This window comes from Pseudomonas sp. W15Feb34 (assembly GCF_023127765.1).
GTDB lineage: Bacteria > Pseudomonadota > Gammaproteobacteria > Pseudomonadales > Pseudomonadaceae > Aquipseudomonas > Aquipseudomonas synxantha_A.
In genome coordinates, this window is record NZ_SPKN01000009.1 from 52,604 (window position 1) to 70,227 (window position 17,624).

The 17,624-nt window shown below is 58.0% G+C and carries 19 protein-coding genes, 1 tRNA gene and 1 pseudogene; 11 read left to right on the plus strand and 10 right to left on the minus strand.

Annotation, left to right across the window (positions count from 1 at the left end; genetic code table 11):
- From E4O97_RS04175 to E4O97_RS04205, 7 genes and pseudogenes are all read right to left on the minus strand, one after another.
- A pseudogene (locus E4O97_RS04175) lies at positions 1-364 on the minus strand (hypothetical protein); the annotation flags it as partial.
- Positions 365-411: 47 nt separating this feature from the next.
- Positions 412-717, minus strand: a complete 306-nt coding sequence (locus E4O97_RS04180) for a hypothetical protein (protein WP_248160887.1) — start codon at positions 715-717, stop codon at positions 412-414.
- Positions 714-968, minus strand: a complete 255-nt coding sequence (locus tag E4O97_RS04185) for an AlpA family phage regulatory protein (RefSeq protein ID WP_026078127.1) — start codon at positions 966-968, stop codon at positions 714-716. Before E4O97_RS04185 ends, E4O97_RS04180 begins: the two co-directional genes overlap by 4 nt.
- Before the next feature lie 82 nt (positions 969-1,050).
- Entirely contained in the window at positions 1,051-1,995 is a 945-nt protein-coding gene (locus tag E4O97_RS04190) for a hypothetical protein (RefSeq protein ID WP_248160888.1), read from the minus strand.
- Between the two features lie 246 nt (positions 1,996-2,241).
- A complete protein-coding gene (locus E4O97_RS04195; protein ID WP_248160889.1) occupies positions 2,242-3,483 on the minus strand; it encodes a tyrosine-type recombinase/integrase in 1,242 nt (413 codons plus the stop codon).
- 166 nt (positions 3,484-3,649) lie between these two features.
- Positions 3,650-3,726, minus strand: a tRNA-Met gene (locus E4O97_RS04200).
- Between the two features lie 238 nt (positions 3,727-3,964).
- Positions 3,965-4,516 carry an RNA polymerase sigma factor gene (locus E4O97_RS04205; protein WP_078820225.1) on the minus strand — a complete coding sequence of 184 codons (552 nt, stop codon included), beginning with the start codon at positions 4,514-4,516 and terminating at the stop codon, positions 3,965-3,967.
- A 263-nt stretch (positions 4,517-4,779) separates the two neighbouring features.
- On the opposite strand from E4O97_RS04205, the gene E4O97_RS04210 reads away from it, so the two are divergent.
- From E4O97_RS04210 to sctU, 11 genes are read left to right on the plus strand one after another with little or no spacing between them, the layout of a single operon-like run.
- Entirely contained in the window at positions 4,780-5,844 is a 1,065-nt protein-coding gene (locus E4O97_RS04210; protein ID WP_078820226.1) for a TyeA family type III secretion system gatekeeper subunit, read from the plus strand.
- Positions 5,841-7,934, plus strand: coding sequence for a type III secretion system export apparatus subunit SctV (sctV, locus tag E4O97_RS04215; protein ID WP_032878025.1), 2,094 nt, complete (start codon positions 5,841-5,843; stop codon positions 7,932-7,934). The genes E4O97_RS04210 and sctV overlap by 4 nt, the downstream gene beginning before the upstream one ends.
- A 37-nt stretch (positions 7,935-7,971) precedes the next feature.
- Positions 7,972-8,877 carry an FHA domain-containing protein gene (locus tag E4O97_RS04220; RefSeq protein WP_078820393.1) on the plus strand — a complete coding sequence of 302 codons (906 nt, stop codon included), beginning with the start codon at positions 7,972-7,974 and terminating at the stop codon, positions 8,875-8,877.
- Positions 8,874-10,232, plus strand: a complete 1,359-nt coding sequence (locus E4O97_RS04225) for a FliI/YscN family ATPase (protein ID WP_005784571.1) — start codon at positions 8,874-8,876, stop codon at positions 10,230-10,232. Before E4O97_RS04220 ends, E4O97_RS04225 begins: the two co-directional genes overlap by 4 nt.
- Positions 10,219-10,647: a YscO family type III secretion system apparatus protein gene (locus E4O97_RS04230; protein ID WP_032878023.1), complete on the plus strand. Its 429-nt coding sequence runs from the start codon at positions 10,219-10,221 to the stop codon at positions 10,645-10,647. The genes E4O97_RS04225 and E4O97_RS04230 overlap by 14 nt, the downstream gene beginning before the upstream one ends.
- On the plus strand, positions 10,644-11,102 hold the full coding sequence (locus E4O97_RS04235; protein ID WP_078820228.1) for a type III secretion system HrpP C-terminal domain-containing protein: 459 nt from the start codon (positions 10,644-10,646) through the stop codon (positions 11,100-11,102). The genes E4O97_RS04230 and E4O97_RS04235 overlap by 4 nt, the downstream gene beginning before the upstream one ends.
- Positions 11,099-12,112: a FliM/FliN family flagellar motor switch protein gene (locus E4O97_RS04240; RefSeq protein WP_216090712.1), complete on the plus strand. Its 1,014-nt coding sequence runs from the start codon at positions 11,099-11,101 to the stop codon at positions 12,110-12,112. The genes E4O97_RS04235 and E4O97_RS04240 overlap by 4 nt, the downstream gene beginning before the upstream one ends.
- Positions 12,109-12,762 carry a type III secretion system export apparatus subunit SctR gene (gene sctR, locus E4O97_RS04245; RefSeq protein ID WP_078820229.1) on the plus strand — a complete coding sequence of 218 codons (654 nt, stop codon included), beginning with the start codon at positions 12,109-12,111 and terminating at the stop codon, positions 12,760-12,762. The genes E4O97_RS04240 and sctR overlap by 4 nt, the downstream gene beginning before the upstream one ends.
- Positions 12,763-12,769: 7 nt before the next feature.
- Positions 12,770-13,033 (plus strand): type III secretion system export apparatus subunit SctS, encoded by a 264-nt coding sequence (gene sctS / locus E4O97_RS04250; protein ID WP_014716816.1) that lies wholly within the window; start codon positions 12,770-12,772, stop codon positions 13,031-13,033.
- A gap of 10 nt (positions 13,034-13,043) precedes the next feature.
- Positions 13,044-13,832, plus strand: a complete 789-nt coding sequence (gene sctT / locus E4O97_RS04255; RefSeq protein ID WP_148853429.1) for a type III secretion system export apparatus subunit SctT — start codon at positions 13,044-13,046, stop codon at positions 13,830-13,832.
- Positions 13,829-14,926, plus strand: a complete 1,098-nt coding sequence (gene sctU / locus E4O97_RS04260) for a type III secretion system export apparatus subunit SctU (RefSeq protein WP_248160890.1) — start codon at positions 13,829-13,831, stop codon at positions 14,924-14,926. Before sctT ends, sctU begins: the two co-directional genes overlap by 4 nt.
- On the opposite strand, the gene E4O97_RS04265 is transcribed toward sctU, so the two are convergent.
- Genes E4O97_RS04265 through sctC form a run of 3 tightly spaced genes read right to left on the minus strand, consistent with a single transcriptional unit; the run spans position 14,927 to position 17,615 of the window.
- Positions 14,927-15,292 carry a transcriptional regulator gene (locus E4O97_RS04265; RefSeq protein ID WP_078820231.1) on the minus strand — a complete coding sequence of 122 codons (366 nt, stop codon included), beginning with the start codon at positions 15,290-15,292 and terminating at the stop codon, positions 14,927-14,929. It abuts the gene before it with no gap.
- Positions 15,289-15,492 (minus strand): HrpT family type III secretion system protein, encoded by a 204-nt coding sequence (gene hrpT / locus E4O97_RS04270; protein ID WP_078820232.1) that lies wholly within the window; start codon positions 15,490-15,492, stop codon positions 15,289-15,291. Before hrpT ends, E4O97_RS04265 begins: the two co-directional genes overlap by 4 nt.
- On the minus strand, positions 15,489-17,615 hold the full coding sequence (gene sctC / locus E4O97_RS04275) for a type III secretion system outer membrane ring subunit SctC (protein WP_248160891.1): 2,127 nt from the start codon (positions 17,613-17,615) through the stop codon (positions 15,489-15,491). The genes hrpT and sctC overlap by 4 nt, the downstream gene beginning before the upstream one ends.
- Positions 17,616-17,624: the final 9 nt, after the last annotated feature.

Sequence of the window (17,624 nt, forward strand, 5' to 3'; positions counted from 1 at the left end):
GGCGGCGCGAATTTTGGACGGATTGAGGGCGTGCATTTGGTGAAGCTCCTGTATGTGAGGAGCTGCCACTGATCGTCGCCAAACGAATTAGGGTGGCAGCTGTGCGCGGGTTGGCGAACCGGGCATACAGGACCCCGGCAGACCCGAAGGTCTCCCACGCACAGCCGCCATAAAGCAGGAATGCGGACACAAAAAAAGCGCCTGCAATCGGTATGGGGGCGCCTGTGCGCCTGTATGTGCTCGGGTCGCCAAACCCGGTCGCTGAATTTGCAGCGACAGCCAGAGAGTAACGCCCGTTTTTTGAAAGTGCAACTGTGCAGATCACTTGCGGATTTTTTCGATGCGGCATAAATTGATCAGGCATGTAGATTTACCTCAACGCCTCCGGTTGCCGCCGGGGGCGTTTTCGTTTCAGGCATGGATGTCCCAGCGCAGGGAGACAAAAGGCAACAGGTCGCTTTCGAGGCACGCGCGCGCATCCTCATAGGCATCGATTTGTTGGCCTTCGTCGACGATGATTGCTTGAGGGGCTTGGCAGGGAACTGACAATGCGCACCAGATGCCATCTCTCCATCGCATCACCATCACGTCCCGGTTCAGGCGTTTTTGCTCTGCGCGGTAACGTTCAAAACGCTGCATACCGCGTGATGAGAATCCGACTTTTCTGAGTACAGAAAAGGGCTGCAAGATGACCCTGTTGGCAACACGATTTTTCATGCTGCCACCTGATCGCGGGCTGCGATGCGTGCCCGTGTCCATGCCTGAACCTCCCCCAATACCCACGCAACCGGAGCGCTTCGGGCATTGCTGTTACTCAGCTTTACCGGCAACGGAAATCCGCTTTCAGGTTGACGCATCAGCTTGTAGATAGTTGGGCGTGCGAGCCCTACGATTGAAATGACCTCGGGCATGCGGATGAGGGTCATGGAGGGATCATGCGAGGGAATTGCTTTTAATACGGTAGTCATAGCGAGCTAACCCTTTGTTAATTGAGACAACGGGTCATACGCTACGCAGGGGAGGGAGAGTGGACTGTGTCCGCTCCCTTTTTTATTTCAGAGGTCTAAGGCCCAGAGCGGTCAAATGCTCTCGAATGGTTTTTTTTGTGCCGTGGCCCTTTCGTTCGGAAAGAATATTGGTCAGTTCAGCATCGGACAGACTTCGCATTTCAATTTTCCGACCGTTAATGATTTGCTCTGCAGCCGCTTTGATTTTTGCCCGCCTATCCATAGCCAAGGTCTGTATTGAGGAACTGGGGTTTCGGTTCCCATTACCTGCTTCCTGGCCCCTTCTCGTCGCCTTTGTCGACAAGGCATCGTCGAGAATTCGATGCATCAGGCTTGATGTGTTGAAACCTTTTTTAAACACATCCATCTGCTCCACCTGGCGATAAAGACTCGCCATCAGCAGCGCCTGATTCGCCTCGCCTAGCAACGTTGCGAATTCTTCTCGTGCCCTGATCTCGTTTCCGCTGCTGCGGTCCCGCTCTTTTTCGATCAGGGCAAGGTACTGGCGGGGTGAGTCATGTTTCAGCTGCTCTATCAGGTCTGCATCAATGCCGTAGGTGGTGAGTTCAAGGTCGAACAGCCAATTTGCGAGTGTCTCAAGCGCCTGTGTTGCAAGTACCAGGGCATAGGTCGCCACAAGCTGTGAATCTGCTGCGGAATGACTGGCCCGAAGTAACCCTCGAATCACCCTTGGCAGTGAGCCTGCCTCTGCATAACTGGCATGGTCGTAGGTGGCATCACGTAGGTAATAAAGGTTTCGTGTGATCGACTCTGCGCATGGAGCGTAGGAGCCCTCCTCAAGCCAGAACGAAGTGGCCGTGTTGATCAGGTCAAATGCGTTCCGGAAGTGCGTTTCGAACTGCGGAAACAACACAAGATTACGAACGGCTGCCTCGACGTCGTCCTGATCCCACACCAGGCACGTTACGTCGAAGCCTGCGATTTCGAGTTCGAGCTCTTCTGCCTCGATGCCCCGCTCAAAGTCCATTTAGATCTCCCCGACGCCCCGAAGCCGGTAGGCTGTTACAGCGATTTGCGGATGGAAACGCCGATGCCAGCAGGGTTACGGGTGTGGCCGTTCTGTAACACGACTCCTGCATGTAACACGTGGTGCTCTGAAACTCTTCAGTTCGTGTAACGCGTAATATATTCAATAAAAACAATAAGTTGTCGGGTGGCGTAACACGCGTAACACCCGTAACACCATTTTTTAAGGGGTATAGGGTTAACTGCTTCACACGGCCTTCCCAAATTGACCTTGCACTACATTGCCGGCCTCTAGGGAATCAAGATGATCGGCGTACCACTGCATCATCTTTGTGCGTTGCTCTAGGTACTGGGCTTTGTTGTAAATCCCCCGAACACCTTGTGCCTTATGACTGAGTTGGGCCTCGATATGGTCAGCAGGATAGCCATGCTCGTTGAGGATTGTGCTGGCGATGTGGCGGAAGCCATGACCTGTCTGGCGACCTTCGTAACCAAGGCGCCGGAGCGCCATAAGGAAAACGGTATCGCTTCGTGGTTTGGTGCGGTCGCTTCTACCTGGGAACAGGAGCGTGTAGGCCCCGGTAAGCTGGCGGAGCTCCAATAGTGCTTCTACAGCTTGAGTGCATAGTGGCACCAGGTGCTCACGACCTTTCTTACGACCCTTGCGCTCGACTGGAACGGTCCACAGCTTTTTGTCGAAATCGAACTCTACCCAATGTGCTTCTCGGAGTTCACTGGGGCGTACAGCCATCAGGGTCAACAGCCTTAGGCCAAGCTGAACATCTTTGGCGTGGGGGTAGGAGCGTATCGCTCGGAGTAACCCTGGAAGCTCATCGGGGGAGACATGGGCGTAGTTCTCTGCCTTTCCCGAGGACAGAAATTTATGCACACCCTCCAAAGGGTTGTTGACGGCTCTGCCCGTCACGCGAGCCAAGTCATAAATATCTTTGCAGTAAGCCCTCACACGGCTCATCTGTTCAAGAATCCCCTGACGCTCAAGCCCTCTCAATAGCTCCATCCACTCCATCGACATGATAGAGGTGTAGGGGCGTTTACCGAGCGAGGGGAATACATGGCGTTCGAGTGCGCCAAGTATCCTTTTTGCCGTACCAGCATCCCAGCCGCTCAGGCGAGACGTGTGCCACTCCCTTGCCAATGCTTCAAAGGTGTCGTTGGCCGCATCGATCTCGGCGGCTTGGCGAGCTTTCTTGGAGGTGATCGGGTTCTTACCTTCCGATGCGTCTGCGCGTAGATCAGCCGCTTTCTGCCGAGCGAAAGCGCCGCCTACTTCCGGGTAGCCGCCAAGACCAAGCCATGACCATTTGCCGTCTGGCTTCTTGTAGCGTAACTCCCAGGACTTTTGACCGTTTGGCTTGACCCTGAAATACAGCCCTGGGCTGTCTAATTCGCGGTATGCCCCGGCCTCAGGCTCCAGGCTGGAAAGTGTAGTGTCAGCGAGAGGGCGCCGCTTGATATCGGTGCGTTTCATCCTTGTATGCCTTCAGTTCAATTATTTATGAAGCATACACGTGGGCATACACGGCGGGGAAGGATAGGGGTAGATAGAGGGGGACAGCCAGAAACAAGAAAGCCCGCACTAGGCGGGCTTCTTGAGGTGATTCATAGACTGCTGTAGACGTCTATGGATCGGTACTTGGTGGCTACACAGGGACTTGAACCCCGGACCCCAGCATTATGAATGCTATGCTCTAACCAACTGAGCTATGTAGCCAAGTGGCGCGCATTATTCGCTCGGAACGGCAATGCGTCAAGTCTTTTTGTTGAGTTTTTTTCTACGCTTTCAACCGTTTAACCGAAAACGCTGCTTTGGGTGACAGGCGGCAGGGAGGCTAGCTGGCGGATGCGCTCTGTAGCGGGGGGCAGATGCAGAGCATTGGCGTCTATCAGGCCAAGTCTGACAGTGTTGGGCAGATATCCCTGTCGCCCAACGCTTGCCCGGCTAATTCAGCTTAGCGATGCAGGGGGGTGTGGGTCACGCGCTTGAGCTGTTCGCGTGCCCGTGACAGGCGCGAGCGCACGGTGCCGATAGGGATGTCCAGTACGTCGGCGGTGTCCTGATAGCTACCGTCGGTTTCCAGTGAAGCGTACAGCGTCTTGCGCATCTCGGTCGGCAAGTGATCGATAGCGCTCAGGGTATTTTCCAGGCGCCGGTTGATCTCAAACTCCCAATCCAGACTGTGGGTGTCTTCCTGGCCATGCCACAGCGACTCATCGAATTCGCAATGTGCGGGTTTGGCATACAGGCGCCGAAAGTGATTGCGGATCAGGTTCTGCGCGATGCCACACATCCAGGTGCTGAGCGTTGCGGTGCCGCTGAAACGTTCGCGATTACGCCAGGCTTCCAGGTAGGTCAATTGCAAAAGATCATCCGCATCTTCCGGGTTAAGCACGCGTTTATGAATAAAGCGGCGAAGCTTTTTCTGTTGATCGTCTGTCAGATGAAGCATGAATTGAGGCGAATTGCCACCAAGGTGAACTAAGGCTTCAATAGGAATATTCATGATTTTTTCCTTAAGGTAGACGCAGTCGAAACGTATCGACAGGAACCCGATTGCACTGCTTGTGCCAAACAGAAAAAATCACGTAACTACTTAATTTATATATATAAATATCTTGAATTGATGCTTTTTTACGCAGGCTTTTGCACGTGAGGATTAGAGGTCCGTGCAAGTATTTTCAAACGTGCCGTCGTCTCGAATTTCAATGGAACCGTATGGGTAGGCTTTGCCACACAGAGACACACTCTTCCTGAACTGGCCTGTCCATGAAAGTCGAATCGCGCAACGATGTGCCAACGGTCCAACGCCTGGATCAACCTGTTATCAGCAATACTGCCGTGCCTGCGCCTGCGAAGGGTGTTGATGAACTGGCCCAACTGTTCAATCAGGAAGTAGAGCTCAATAAACTTCCGCTGGCCCAGCGGCAGATGGCCCAGCGCGTGCCTGCTGCGGAACAACTGGTGCAGCTTTATGACCAGTTGGGGCATCCGGCCCAGGCGAGCATGGCCTCGGTTTCTCGCCGCATCAGGATGCAGTTACTGCAAAACGCCAGCGTCGACAAATTGCTCGACCTCACAGGCGGCGACCCGGCGCGTGCGTTCGTGGTCCTCAAGCACGTGGCAGGCCAGGCGGACGCTGAACTGCGTAAATCCGAGGCTGCCTTGGCCCGCGCAGCCATTGCCAAATTCGAGGCGCGTTTCAAGGGAGAAATCCAGGCTGGCCTGAACATTGCCGTAGCATTGCAAGCAGCCGGCGCGGACCCGCAGGAACGCCAGGCGCTCCGCGCGCTCTACTATGCCAGCGTGGTCACGCGCCAATCGCTGGCGACCATGATGCAAGCCCTGCTGGGCGTATACGGCGGCGAGCGCTTCTATGAAGGGCTCAATGTGATGCGTAAAGCCTTGGCAGACGATATCGCGGCCCGGGTGTCATCGATGCCCACCCCACTGTTGCGTTCTGTGCTGCTGGGCCTGCGAAGTTGCGGGCAGTTGGGCACCGTATTGGCCGATTGCCTGGCGTTCAACCTGCGACTGGGCATCGATCATGACGCCGTTTCCCTGCTGCAGCGCCTGCTTGGATACGCCGATAGCGGCATCGCCGCCGATGAAATCCTGCGGTTGGGGAATGAGATGGGGAGTGGTTCGCCCTCCAGGCAACTGGCAGCTCTCAACGCGCTTTACCCTCTTATCCGGCAGTTACCGTTGGCCTTATGGTCTGACAGTAGAGTCCGCGAGGAAACCTTGTTCAGGTTTGTAGCGGTGATGGACGAGCTGAACCGGATCGACGGTGGTACCCAGCGTTTTCCTGAGTTGGCCGGGGTTATGACGTGACCCTGCTGTCGACCATCAACGGCTTGCTGCTCAAAGTGGCACAGCGCGCAGAAGTGCTGGGCGCCGTGGTGGTCATGGCCATTGTCTTTATCTTTATCGTGCCACTGCCGACCTGGCTGGTAGATATTCTGATTGCGCTCAATATCTGCATATCTTGCCTGTTGATCGTACTGGCGCTTTATCTACCAGGCCCTCTGGCGTTCTCATCGTTCCCATCGATCCTGTTGCTGACCACCATGTTTCGTTTGGCGCTGTCGATTGCGACCACGCGCTTGATCCTGCTGGAACAGGACGCCGGTGACATCGTCGAGGCCTTCGGCAATTTCGTGGTGGGGGGAAACCTGGCGGTAGGGATGGTGATCTTTCTGATCCTGACCCTGGTCAACTTCCTGGTGATCACCAAGGGCTCGGAGCGGGTCGCCGAGGTGGCGGCGCGGTTCAGCCTGGATGCGATGCCGGGCAAACAGATGTCTATCGATAGCGATCTGCGTGCAGGGCTGATTGACGGCATGCAAGCGAGGGACAAGCGTGAGCAGTTGTCGCGTGAGAGCCAACTGTTCGGGGCCATGGATGGGGCCATGAAGTTCGTCAAGGGCGACGCCATCGCCGGCTTGATCATCGTCGTGGTCAACCTGTTGGGCGGCTTCTCCACAGGAATGTTCCAGCACGGCTTGAGCGCAGGCGATTCGATGGCGTTGTATTCGGTACTGACGATCGGCGATGGCCTGATTGCACAGATTCCGGCGCTGCTGATCTCTTTGACTGCGGGCATGATCATCACCCGTGTTGCGCCGGATGGACGCAAAGGCGTCAGTAACATGGGCGTCGAAATTGCCCGGCAAATGACCAGCGAGCCCAAGAGTTGGGTGATAGCCTCGGTGGGAATGCTTGCGTTTGCCGCGGTCCCTGGCATGCCTACCCTGGTATTTATCCTGATCGCGCTGATCACCGGCAGCGTGGGTTACTACCTGGTGCGCCAGCGTCAACACCAGGCAGGGCCTTCCAACGAGGCCGCCGAAGTCGTTCGCCCTGAAGAGAACGGTAAAGAGGACTTGCGCGGCTTTGACCCGTCGCGCCCTTACCTGTTGCAGTTTTCCCCTGTTCTGCGTGGCACGCCTGAAGTGACGAATCTGATTCACGGGATTCGCCAGGCGCGAAATTCGCTGGTCGCCAATATTGGCCTGACATTGCCGCCGTTCGAAGTCGAGCTCGATGACTCCCTGGCCCCCGATGAGATGCGCTTTTGTGTGCATGAAGTCCCCATGGTCAGGGCGTCAGTGGTCAATCATATGGCCGTTGAGCGCATGGCACTTGAGGTTGAGCCAGAGCACGCCATCGCCGGGTTGGCTGAGCGCGATGAGCAGGATTGGCTCTGGTTGGCCCCTGACGATCCGCTGCTTGATGATCCGCAACTGGAGCGCTTCACCGCCACGAGCCTGATCCTGGAGCGTATGCGCAAGGCGATGATGCTCAGCGGGCCACAGTTCCTGGGGATTCAGGAGAGCAAGTCGATCCTGAGTTGGCTTGAGCATAATCAGCCGGAACTGGTGCAGGAACTGCAGCGCATCATGCCGCTGTCGCGTTTTTCTGCGGTGTTGCAGCGCCTGGCCAGTGAAGGTGTCCCCCTGCGGGCGGTGCGCCTGATTGTCGAATCGCTGATCGAGTACGGACAGCATGAGCGTGAGCCGGAAGCCCTGGCCGACTATGCACGCATTGCTCTCAAGGCGCAGATCTATCACCAGTACAGCGAGGCCGACGGCCTGCACGCCTGGCTGTTGTCTGCGCAAAGCGAAAACATCCTGCGCGAAGCCCTGCGCCAAACCCAGACCGGGGTGTTCTTTGCGTTGGACCAGGATCACAGCGCGGCGTTTATCAACCTGCTCAATCAGGCCTTTACCTTGAGGGCCAAGAGCAAAAGCGTGATGTTGGTGGCGCAGGACTTGCGCAGCCCCTTGCGGACTCTATTGCTCGAAGAGTTCAACCATGTACCGGTGCTGTCTTTCGCTGAGTTGGGGAGCGCATCCAAGGTCAAGGTGTTGGGGCGCATTGACCTCGGTCAGGAAGCATTGATGCGTGGCGCAGCGGCATGATTTCGCAGCCATGGACAGTACGAAGGAGGGCTCGATGATGTATGAGTTACGCGTGCTTGATGGGCTGCGCCAGGGCGCTGCGTTGCCGTTGTTCGGCGAGCGATGGAGCATCGGTGCCCAGCCGGACGCTGACCTGGTACTGAGCGATCCAGGGGTCGCCGAGCATCATGCCCTGCTGCAGTTTTGCGACGTTAACTGGTCGGTGCAGGCCCAGGCGCAGTTGGTGTACGGGACTGATGGCCAGGCCCTGGCGCAGATCCCGAGCCTGGCGTTGAACGTGCCCTTTCTGGTGGGTAGCGTGAGATTGTGCGTCGCCTTGGCAGATCATCCATGGCCTGAGCCTGTGCCTGAGGCCCCGGTATCTGCGGCATTGCCATCACCGGAACAACCTGTGCAGACACTGCCGTTATCGTCGATATCACCCTCGCAGCAAAAGCGGTTGATCAGCCTGATGCTGGTGGTGGCGGTAGTCATCGCAGTGGTGGGCATGGTTTCGACAGGGGAGCATGACGCGCAGGCTTCCCTGATGCCATCGGTGATTGGCAAACACGAATTGGCCTCACCGTTTGATGTGCGTCAGCAGTTGTTGAAAATGCTCGGCGAGCGTGAGCTGAGCCAACGGATCGACCTGCAAGTCATCAACGGTCAAGTCGTGCTCAACGGCGATGTTTCCCAGGACGATGTGGAGCTGGTGTCGCGGATGCTCAGCCGCTTTGGTGAGCAATTCGACAGTATGGTGCCGGTGATCAGTCGTGTACGTGTGCGAGATGACGCCTTGCCGTTCAGGATCGTGCAAATTGTCGGCGGACCTAACGGTCATGTGGTTCTGGAAGAGGGTAGCCGGCTCTTTTTGGGGGATCAGGTGGACGGCTTGCGCCTGGTGCTGATCGACAACAGCAAAGTGGTTTTTGATGGCGCACAGCGTTACGAGGTGCACTGGTGAGTACCTCCGAGCAAGCGCGTCTGGACGCCTGGCAGCAACGCCAGGCCCAGGCGCTCGGCAGCTTTGCGCCGGTGTCCATGCGCGGGCGAATCCAGCGCGTCAACGGCATGCTGCTGCAGTGCCGGCTGCCTCAGGCGCGTATCGGTGATTTGTGCCAGGTGGAAAAAGGTCCGGGTGACTGCATGCTCGCTGAAATCATTGGTTTTGATCAGCAGGATGCGGTGCTCAGTGCCCTTGGGAACCTGGAAGGCGTGCGCGTGGGGGCGCCTGTCGAGCGCCTGGGCGTGTCGCATAGAGTGCAAGTCAGCGAGGCGCTCCTGGGCCAGGTTCTGGACGGTTTCGGAAGGCCGATTACGGGCCAGGGTGCCAGCGCATTTGTCGAATCCGAACTGCCGGATACCAGCCCGGTGTTATGTGAAGCGCCCTTGCCCACCGAGCGGCCGCGTATCAACCGTGCGCTGGCCACCGGGGTGCGGTCCATCGATGGATTGATGACGCTCGGTGAAGGCCAGCGTGTCGGTCTGTTCGCCGGGGCCGGTTGTGGCAAAACCACCTTGTTGGCCGAGATCGCCCGTAACGTCGAATGCGATGTCATCGTGTTCGGCTTGATCGGCGAGCGGGGGCGCGAGCTGCGTGAGTTTCTCGACCATGAACTCGATGAGCAACTGCGCTCTAAAGCGGTACTGGTGTGTGCCACGTCTGATCGCTCCAGCATGGAGCGTGCCCGCGCCGCTTTTACCGCCACGGCACTGGCTGAAGGTTTTCGGCGCAAGGGCCAGCGGGTGTTGCTGCTGATCGATTCCCTGACCCGTTTCGCCAGGGCCCAGCGTGAAATCGGCCTGGCTGCCGGCGAACCCCTGGGGCGCGGAGGCCTGCCGCCTTCGGTGTACAGCTTGCTGCCGCGCTTGGTGGAGCGCGCCGGGTTGACCCGTGACGGCGTGATCACAGCGATCTACACAGTGCTGATTGAGCAGGACTCCATGAACGATCCGGTGGCCGATGAAGTACGTTCATTGCTCGACGGCCATATCGTGCTGTCGCGCAAATTGGCTGAGCGTGGGCACTATCCGGCGGTGGATGTGTTGGCGAGCCTTTCACGAATATTGAGCAACGTTGCGGCGCCAGAGGATATTCAGGCGGGCACGGCGTTGCGACGGTTGTTATCGGCGTACCAGCAGATCGAGTTGATGCTCAAGCTGGGCGAGTACCAGCCTGGCAGCGATGCGTTGACGGACCTGGCCGTGAACAGTCGCCAGGCGGTGGACGGTTTCCTGCGCCAGGATTTGCGTGAGCCGACACCGATGGCCGTCACGCTGGAGCAACTCAAGGAGCTGACGACCTATGTCCCCTTCTGATGTGCTGCACGGTGAAGTGCAGATGCTGCGTTGCCTGCGCAGGCACAGGGCTGATCGTGCCGAACGTGCCCTGCGTGAGGCCAAGCGTGCGCAGCAGGCCCTGCTCGCGCATATCCAGCAGGCCCAGGATGCACTTGAACACACTCGGCAGGAGCAAGCCCGGCAAAGTGCTGAGTTGCTCAGTCAGCACCAGGGCCAGCTCTTGACCTTGGCGGGCCTGAAATCCTGGAACGCACAGGAGCGCTCCTTATCCGCCAGTACCCAGCGCGAAGAGGGGCAGCTTGAGGCGCTGCGCAACCAACGGCAAGAAAAGGAACACCACGTTGGCAGTGCCCAGAGGCAAGCCACCGAATGCCTGCGGCAGGTGGAAAAGTTACAGGAGCTATCACTTTTGCTTGCACAGGAGCCGACATGACCCAGGTTGCGAATAAACCCACCGAACGACCCCCCCTGCGTGAGCCCCGCGAAGAGCGTGACTCGGGAGCAGCGGGCATGGTTGCGTGGGAACAAGGGCGACTGTTTACGCGGTTGTTTGCGGGTGATGGGGAGGGCGCAGGGACGAGCGCCTCCTTGTCGCGAAAAAAATCTGCGGCCGGTATTGCCATGATCGAGGCGCTGGCCGAACAACTGACGCCTCGTGTGTTGGCCGGTTCGCAGTGGCCGTTGCAGGCAGTGTTGTACTTGCCACGCCTGGGACGGATCAACGCCAGCGTGCGCCGAGAGCAGAGCGGCTGGGCCATTGAATTGGAAGCGGAACACGACGCCACGGCCCGCTGGCTCAGCGGCGTACGGCAACAGTGTGAGGACCGTTTTACGCAAGCGCTGGGTCTGCCGGTCAGCCTGCTTCTGCCAAGCGTCGGCAACCCATGATCGTACCGCTACTGACATTACCTTCGATCAAGAGCGACGGGGTTGCCGCGCGCCGCCAGCTGGGCCGCGGCCTGTACCTGCCGTTCCATGTTGCGGGTCAGGCCGGTGAATTGCGGCTTGAGCCTGGACGTGCGCCTGTTGGCGGTGACGTGGTGTGCTTCGACACGCAGTGCGGTGTGCTGGCGCTCGCTAAGGCGGGGCCGTTGCTTAGCCTGCTGGGTGAATGTCCGGTGACCCTTGCAGGGGCCGACAACGAACCGGATTCCTGGTTCTGGACGTTGTTTCAGTATTACCTGAGCCCCGAAGTGCGAGCGCTGTTGGGTTATGTGCGATTGCTACACACCGCGCGACCAAAAGGCTTTGGCTGTCGCCTCACCGTGACCCTGGGGGCATCGTGGGTTGAGGGTTATGTGTGGTTGAGCCCCGAAAACTTTTTGGCGTTGTACGAGGCGGGGGCCTGGCGGGCCACGGCTGCGCCGCTGCCGTTGTCGTTTCAACTGGCAATTGCCGTGACCCTTGGGCGGTTGCGGTTACCGATTGTACAGGCCGGCAGTCTGCGAGCTGGCGATGTGCTGGTGCTTGAACAGACCTTTTTCCAGGCCCGGGGCAGCGGCTATGTGTCGGTCGGCAGAGAGCGCCTGCATGGCGGCATTGACGATGACACCGGGTGGTTACGTTTCACTCTTACTTCTATCGAGGACGTGTCTGTGGACGAAGATTTAGATGTACCTCATCACTCGGGGCATGAAGACGATGAACCCGTAATGGACGTATTCGGCCCCGAGCCGTTCGATGAATTGAGCATGACGCTGAGCGTACGCTGCGGAACACTGAACCTGACCCTGGGGGAGTTGCGTAACCTCGTGCCCGGCTCGGTACTGGGCATTACCGGCTTTGCCCCAGGCATGGCGGGTCTGTTTTATGGTGATCGGCCCATCGGCCAGGGGCAGTTGGTGGAAGTTGACGGGCGCCTTGGGTTGCAGTTGTCCCGAGTGGTGTTCGGTCGATGATACTTCAAGGGCTGGACCCGATCGTCCTGGCGATATTTCTGGGCGCGCTGTCGTTGATGCCCATGCTGTTGGTGGTCTGCACAGCCTTCTTGAAAATCGTGATTGTGCTGATGATTACCCGCAATGCCATCGGCGTACAGCAAGTACCTCCGAGCATGGCCATCAACGGAATCGCTCTGGCGGCTACCTTGTTCATCATGGCGCCGGTGGGGTACGAAATCGCCGAGAATATCAAGGCGTCGCCTCTGGACATGAGCAACGTGCAAACGTTTCTGCATACCGGCAATGAGGCCATCAACCCCTTGCGTGCATTCATGTTGCGTAATGTGGACCCGGATGTGCTGACCCATCTGCTGGACAATACCGCACGTCTGTGGCCTGCGAAAATGGCTCAGGAGGTACAGCGTGAGGATCTTATCCTGCTGATCCCGGCCTTTGTGCTTTCGCAATTGCAGGCGGGGTTCGAGATCGGTTTCCTGATCTACATTCCCTTCATTGTGATCGACCTTATTGTTTCCAACCTGTTGCTGGCGTTGGGTATGCAGATGGTCTCGCCGATGACCATTTCCCTGCCGCTCAAGCTGCTGCTGTTTGTGCTGGTGTCTGGCTGGTCGCGGTTGCTCGACAGTCTGTTCCTTTCCTATCTCTGAGTGGCGTATGGAACCTATCGTGCTGTTCAAGCAGGGCATGTTGCTGGTGGTTGTACTGTCTGCACCGCCGCTGATCGTGGCGGTGGTGGTGGGGGTGCTGACCTCTTTGGTACAAGCGCTGATGCAGATCCAGGACCAGACATTACCCTTTGGTATCAAACTAGTGGCGGTGGGTGTCACATTGATCCTCACGGGCCGATGGATTGGCGTGGAGTTGATCCAGCTGATCAACCTGACGTTTGAAATGATCGGCCGTTCGGCCCTGAACTAAGGCGTTGCCTGTGCTGCTTTATCTTGAGTATCTCCCCAGCCTGTTGATCGGCATGGCGCGTATCTACCCCTGTGGCATCCTGGTAGCGGCGTTTTGTTTTCAACATGTGCGCGGCCTGCCCCGGCACACCATCGTGATGGTCATGGCGTTGTTGCCCGCTCCAGGTATTCATGCTGCTTTGGCAGGGCAGGACTATTCAGCATTGATGCTCGGTGCGCTGATGCTCAAGGAGGTAGCGTTGGGGTTGCTGCTGGGGGTGTTGTTGGCGATGCCGTTCTGGATGTTCGAGTCGGTGGGAGCGCTGCTGGACAACCAGCGTGGAGCCTTGGCCGGTGGCCAACTTAACCCGTCACTGGGGCCGGACGCGACGCCGATCGGGCACATGTTCAAGCAACTGGCGATTTACTTGCTGATGGCCATGCTGGGGTTGGGCGCGCTCACCCAGGTGATCTGGGACAGTTACCTGATCTGGCCACCCACCGTGTGGTTTCCGCTTCCAGCAGCTAATGGCATGAGCGTATTTGTTGGGCTGCTCAGTGACACATTCATGCACATGATGCTTTATGCCGCGCCCTTTATTGCCGTGCTGTTGCTGTTGGAGTTCGGTATCGCGTTACTGGGGGTCTACAGCCAGCAATTGCAAGTGAGTACCTTGGCTCCGCCGGTCAAGTGCCTGGCGGGAATCGGTATTTTGTTGCTGTACTTCGCACTGTTACAGGATCTTATTGTCGGGCGTATGAGCCAGCTGGGTGACCTTAAGCACTACCTGGGGCTTTTGTTCAAGGTCTCGGCGCCGTGAGTGATTCGGGGGAAAAAAAGCACCCGGCGTCCGCCAAGAAGCTGCGTGACCAACGTAAGAAAGGTCAGGTTGCGCAGAGCCAGGATGTGAGCAAGCTGCTGGCGCTGACGGCTATCAGTGAGGTCGCTTTGTTCACTGCCGAAACCAGCTTGCAGCGCTTTCAGCAACTGCTGGTGTTGCCGATATCACGCTTGGGTCAGCCGTTTGCGCGGGTGCTGGAAGAAGTGCTGGTGGAGGGCCTGGTGATGTTTTTCTCGTTCTCTCTGTTGATGGCCGGGCTTGCGATTGCCGCGAAGCTGATTGCCAGTTGGATGCAGTTCGGCCTGCTGTTCGCGCCGGCCACGCTGAAGATGGATTTCAATCGCCTCAACCCTATCAGCCAGATCAAGCAGATGTTCTCTGCCCAGTCGTTAATGAATCTGCTGATGAGCATCGCCAAGGCGTTCCTACTGGGCCTGATTGTGTACGTGGTGGTCTGGCCCGCGTTGGGGGCGTTGATTAACCTTGCCAACAGCGACCTGCAGAGTTATCTGCTGGCGCTGATCGCGTTGTTCCGTCACCTGCTGCATGCCTGCCTGGGGCTGTTGCTGGTGTTGGCGCTGATCGATCTGACTTTGCAAAAGCACTTCTTCGCCAAGCGTATGCGCATGACACAGGTTGAGGTCGTCAAAGAGTACAAGGACATGGAGGGCGACCCGCATGTGAAAGGCCAGCGCCGCCAGTTGGCGCAGGAATTGGCGCAAGAGGAGCCGAAGGTCAAGCTGCCCAAGCTGGAAGAAGCCGACATGTTGGTGGTCAACCCGACGCACTTTGCAGTCGCGCTGTACTACCGCCCAGGCGAGACGCCTTTGCCCCTGCTGATCAGCAAGGGCACGGACGACGAAGCGCGAAAACTGATCGCGCGCGCAAAGGTCGCCGAGGTCCCGGTGATTCAATGTGTGTGGCTGGCCCGCACGATCTATACCAAGCAGCTGGGTGCAAGCATTCCTCGCGAGACCTTGCAGGCCGTAGCGTTGATCTACCGCACCTTGCGCGAGCTGGATGACGAAGCCAAGCGCGAAACGCTGGAATTGCCTGAGCTTGATCAGCGCTGATCAGCGACTGGAGCCTGGGTCCAGAGCGCTGAGATTGGCCAGCGAGAGCATCCTGCTGAGGATCCTGCCCGGATTGCAGTGGGAGGTGGGCAATGCGTGCCAGATCACCAAGGCGCCCTGGGTATCGAGATAGATAAAACAGCCATCAAACACCTGTGCCTGCTCAAAGCGGCGCTGCAATACGCGTTGTAGTTGCCCGGCTTGCAACGCTTCGCGAATGATGTGCAAGGCCAGTCCAGGGTGATTACCCGCGTTGAGCGCGCGCACCTCGATGCCCCGAGTGAGAACCTGGTGAGTGGCAGCGCCGCTCACCAGGTTCTCCAGAAATACCTGGCGTGGTTCGTCGGGTATTTCCTTGATGCTCATCGTTCCAGCGATATCGTCTGGTAATCCGCTCGCTCCCCGGAAGGGCCGGGCTCGACGCGCATGTGAGATGGCCACCAGATCACCATCTTTTGTGCGGTCGATTGGGGGCGTGAGCAGGAGTCGCCTTTGCACGTGGGGGTGCAAGCGCTGACAAGCAGCGCCGCACCGATCAGAGTGACGCACAACAATTGATGTTTCATGGGCGAACCTTTTGAGATGGCGTAATCAAGGTGGGGCGCGGTACGCTGAGGTGTTCATCCTTCACCACCGGACGCATGGCAATAAATACCTCGGCTTCCTCTCCCGGTTTCAACCAGGCGTGTGGCCACACGGTGACGGCAAGCGTTTGCGAGTTGCTGCATTCTTTTTCATCGATGCGCACATTGCGGTTGAACTGGTTGCGTAGTACTACGACTGCAACGTTGTACTCAGGGCCTGCATACCATTGGCTGCGCTCGGTACTCAGTGCGAGCAGGTCGCGGGTGCTGCACAGCGTGTTCAACCCCACGGGCATTGGCGCCAACTTGAAGGCCTTGGGCACTTGCCCAGTCACCAGGTGCGCCAGGGTACTGATCACGTCGCTACGCTTGATCACCGGCTGGTGAGGGGCGTTACGCCTGGCCAGCGGTGCCAGCGCCGCCTGCAATTGGGCCTGATCTGCCTGGGGTAAATAGCGAGACGGATCGGCCTGGTCGCCGATGACGCGCGGCGTGATGATAAACAGGCGTTCACGCCGATTGTTCTGCCTTTCGCTGGAAGAGAACAGCGCCTTGCCCAGCAGCGGGATATCACCCAGCAGTGGCACCTTGCTTTGCCTGTCGGTGCTTTCCGTGACGTGGAAGCCGCCTACAACCATAGAGCGCTTTTCCGCCATGACGGCCTGGGTGCTGACGTTACCGCGGCGAACATCCAGGTCCCTGAGGTTACGGTTGGGGTTGGATTCGTCGAACGTGCCGTCCTCGATATCCACGACCAAGTGAATCTGATGGCTTCCGCGGCTGGTGATGACGCGGGGTATGACCTGAACGCTGGTCCCCACGGTGACCGGCAAGATGGTTGCGTTCTGCCGACCAGGTGTCAGGTATTGAGTGCGGTTGAAGTCGATCACCGCCGGCTGGTTTTCCAGGGTGAGCACGGACGGGTTGGAAACCATCGTCGCCAGCCCCTTGGCTTCCAGGGCGCGTATGTCGGCATAGAACCGTTCGCGATTCTCAAGCGACAACTGTTGGGATGACGAACCTGCACGGAACCGGCTGTTCTGAAACCCCCAGTTCACGCCGAACTCATCCAACTGCGTACGCTCGATATCCAGAATGATCGTGTCGATCTCCACCAGTTTGCGCGCCACATCGAGTTGAGCGATCAACTCGCGGTACATGGCCTGGCGCTCTGGCAGGTCATAGATCAGGACTGCGTTATTGCGAATGTCGGCTTCGACGCGAATCCGGCTGCTGGGTATCGGTGCACGCGGGGGGAGTGTGGCGCCAATATCCAATGGCATGGTGTTGCTGTTTGTACCGAGTATCTGCCCCAGCATGGGATTGCTCAAGCGGGGAACATTCGGCGCAATAGGCGAGGGCTGTGAGGAAGGGCGCTGGCTCAGCACCGAGGAGATCGGAACTGAACGGGGCTCCAGCAGCCCTTGCACAATGCTGGAAACACCGGCAATGGTCAGCTTCTGGCCGCGGTAATCCACTTGACGATCAGCGGCATTGGCGAACTTCAGCGGGAAGCTCAGCACCGTCTGTTTTTCATCCACGGTGCGGCGTTGGCTGCTGAACTGCTTGATTTGTTCGATATAGCGCCGAGGTCCGGAGACGAGCACGACGCCATCCTCGGGCAACTCACCCCAGCCGAAGCGACTATCGAGCAGGCCAATATCAGTGAGCGCCTGCTTGAGGTCGGCAATGGTCTCAGAGGAAACCTCCAGGCGCGCGGACTCCTGCTGGTCCAGGGTGCTGATGTAGAGTGTGTTGTTGTACAGATACCATTGGAAGCGATGTTCTACTCCCAGCCGGTCGAGCAAGGATTGTGGGGTATTGGCGCGTATCTTGCCGTTGACGGTGCCCTCCAGCAGGCCCTCGATTTGCAGTTGCGTACCGAAGGTTTGGGCGAAGTCGTCGAGCACGTCCCGGACTGGCTTATGCTCGGCTTCATAAGCGTAGGCGGTGTTCTTCCATTCGGCGGGGATCGCCGCCACCGCGCTTTGAGTTGAAACCAGCAGCCAGGAAAACAGGAACACATTCCGCCAATGGGCTCTTTTGAATGAAGCATCAGGCGAGTCAAGGCACAAGCGGCCGCCCTTATGGGTCTTGTTAGGCATAGACAGTTC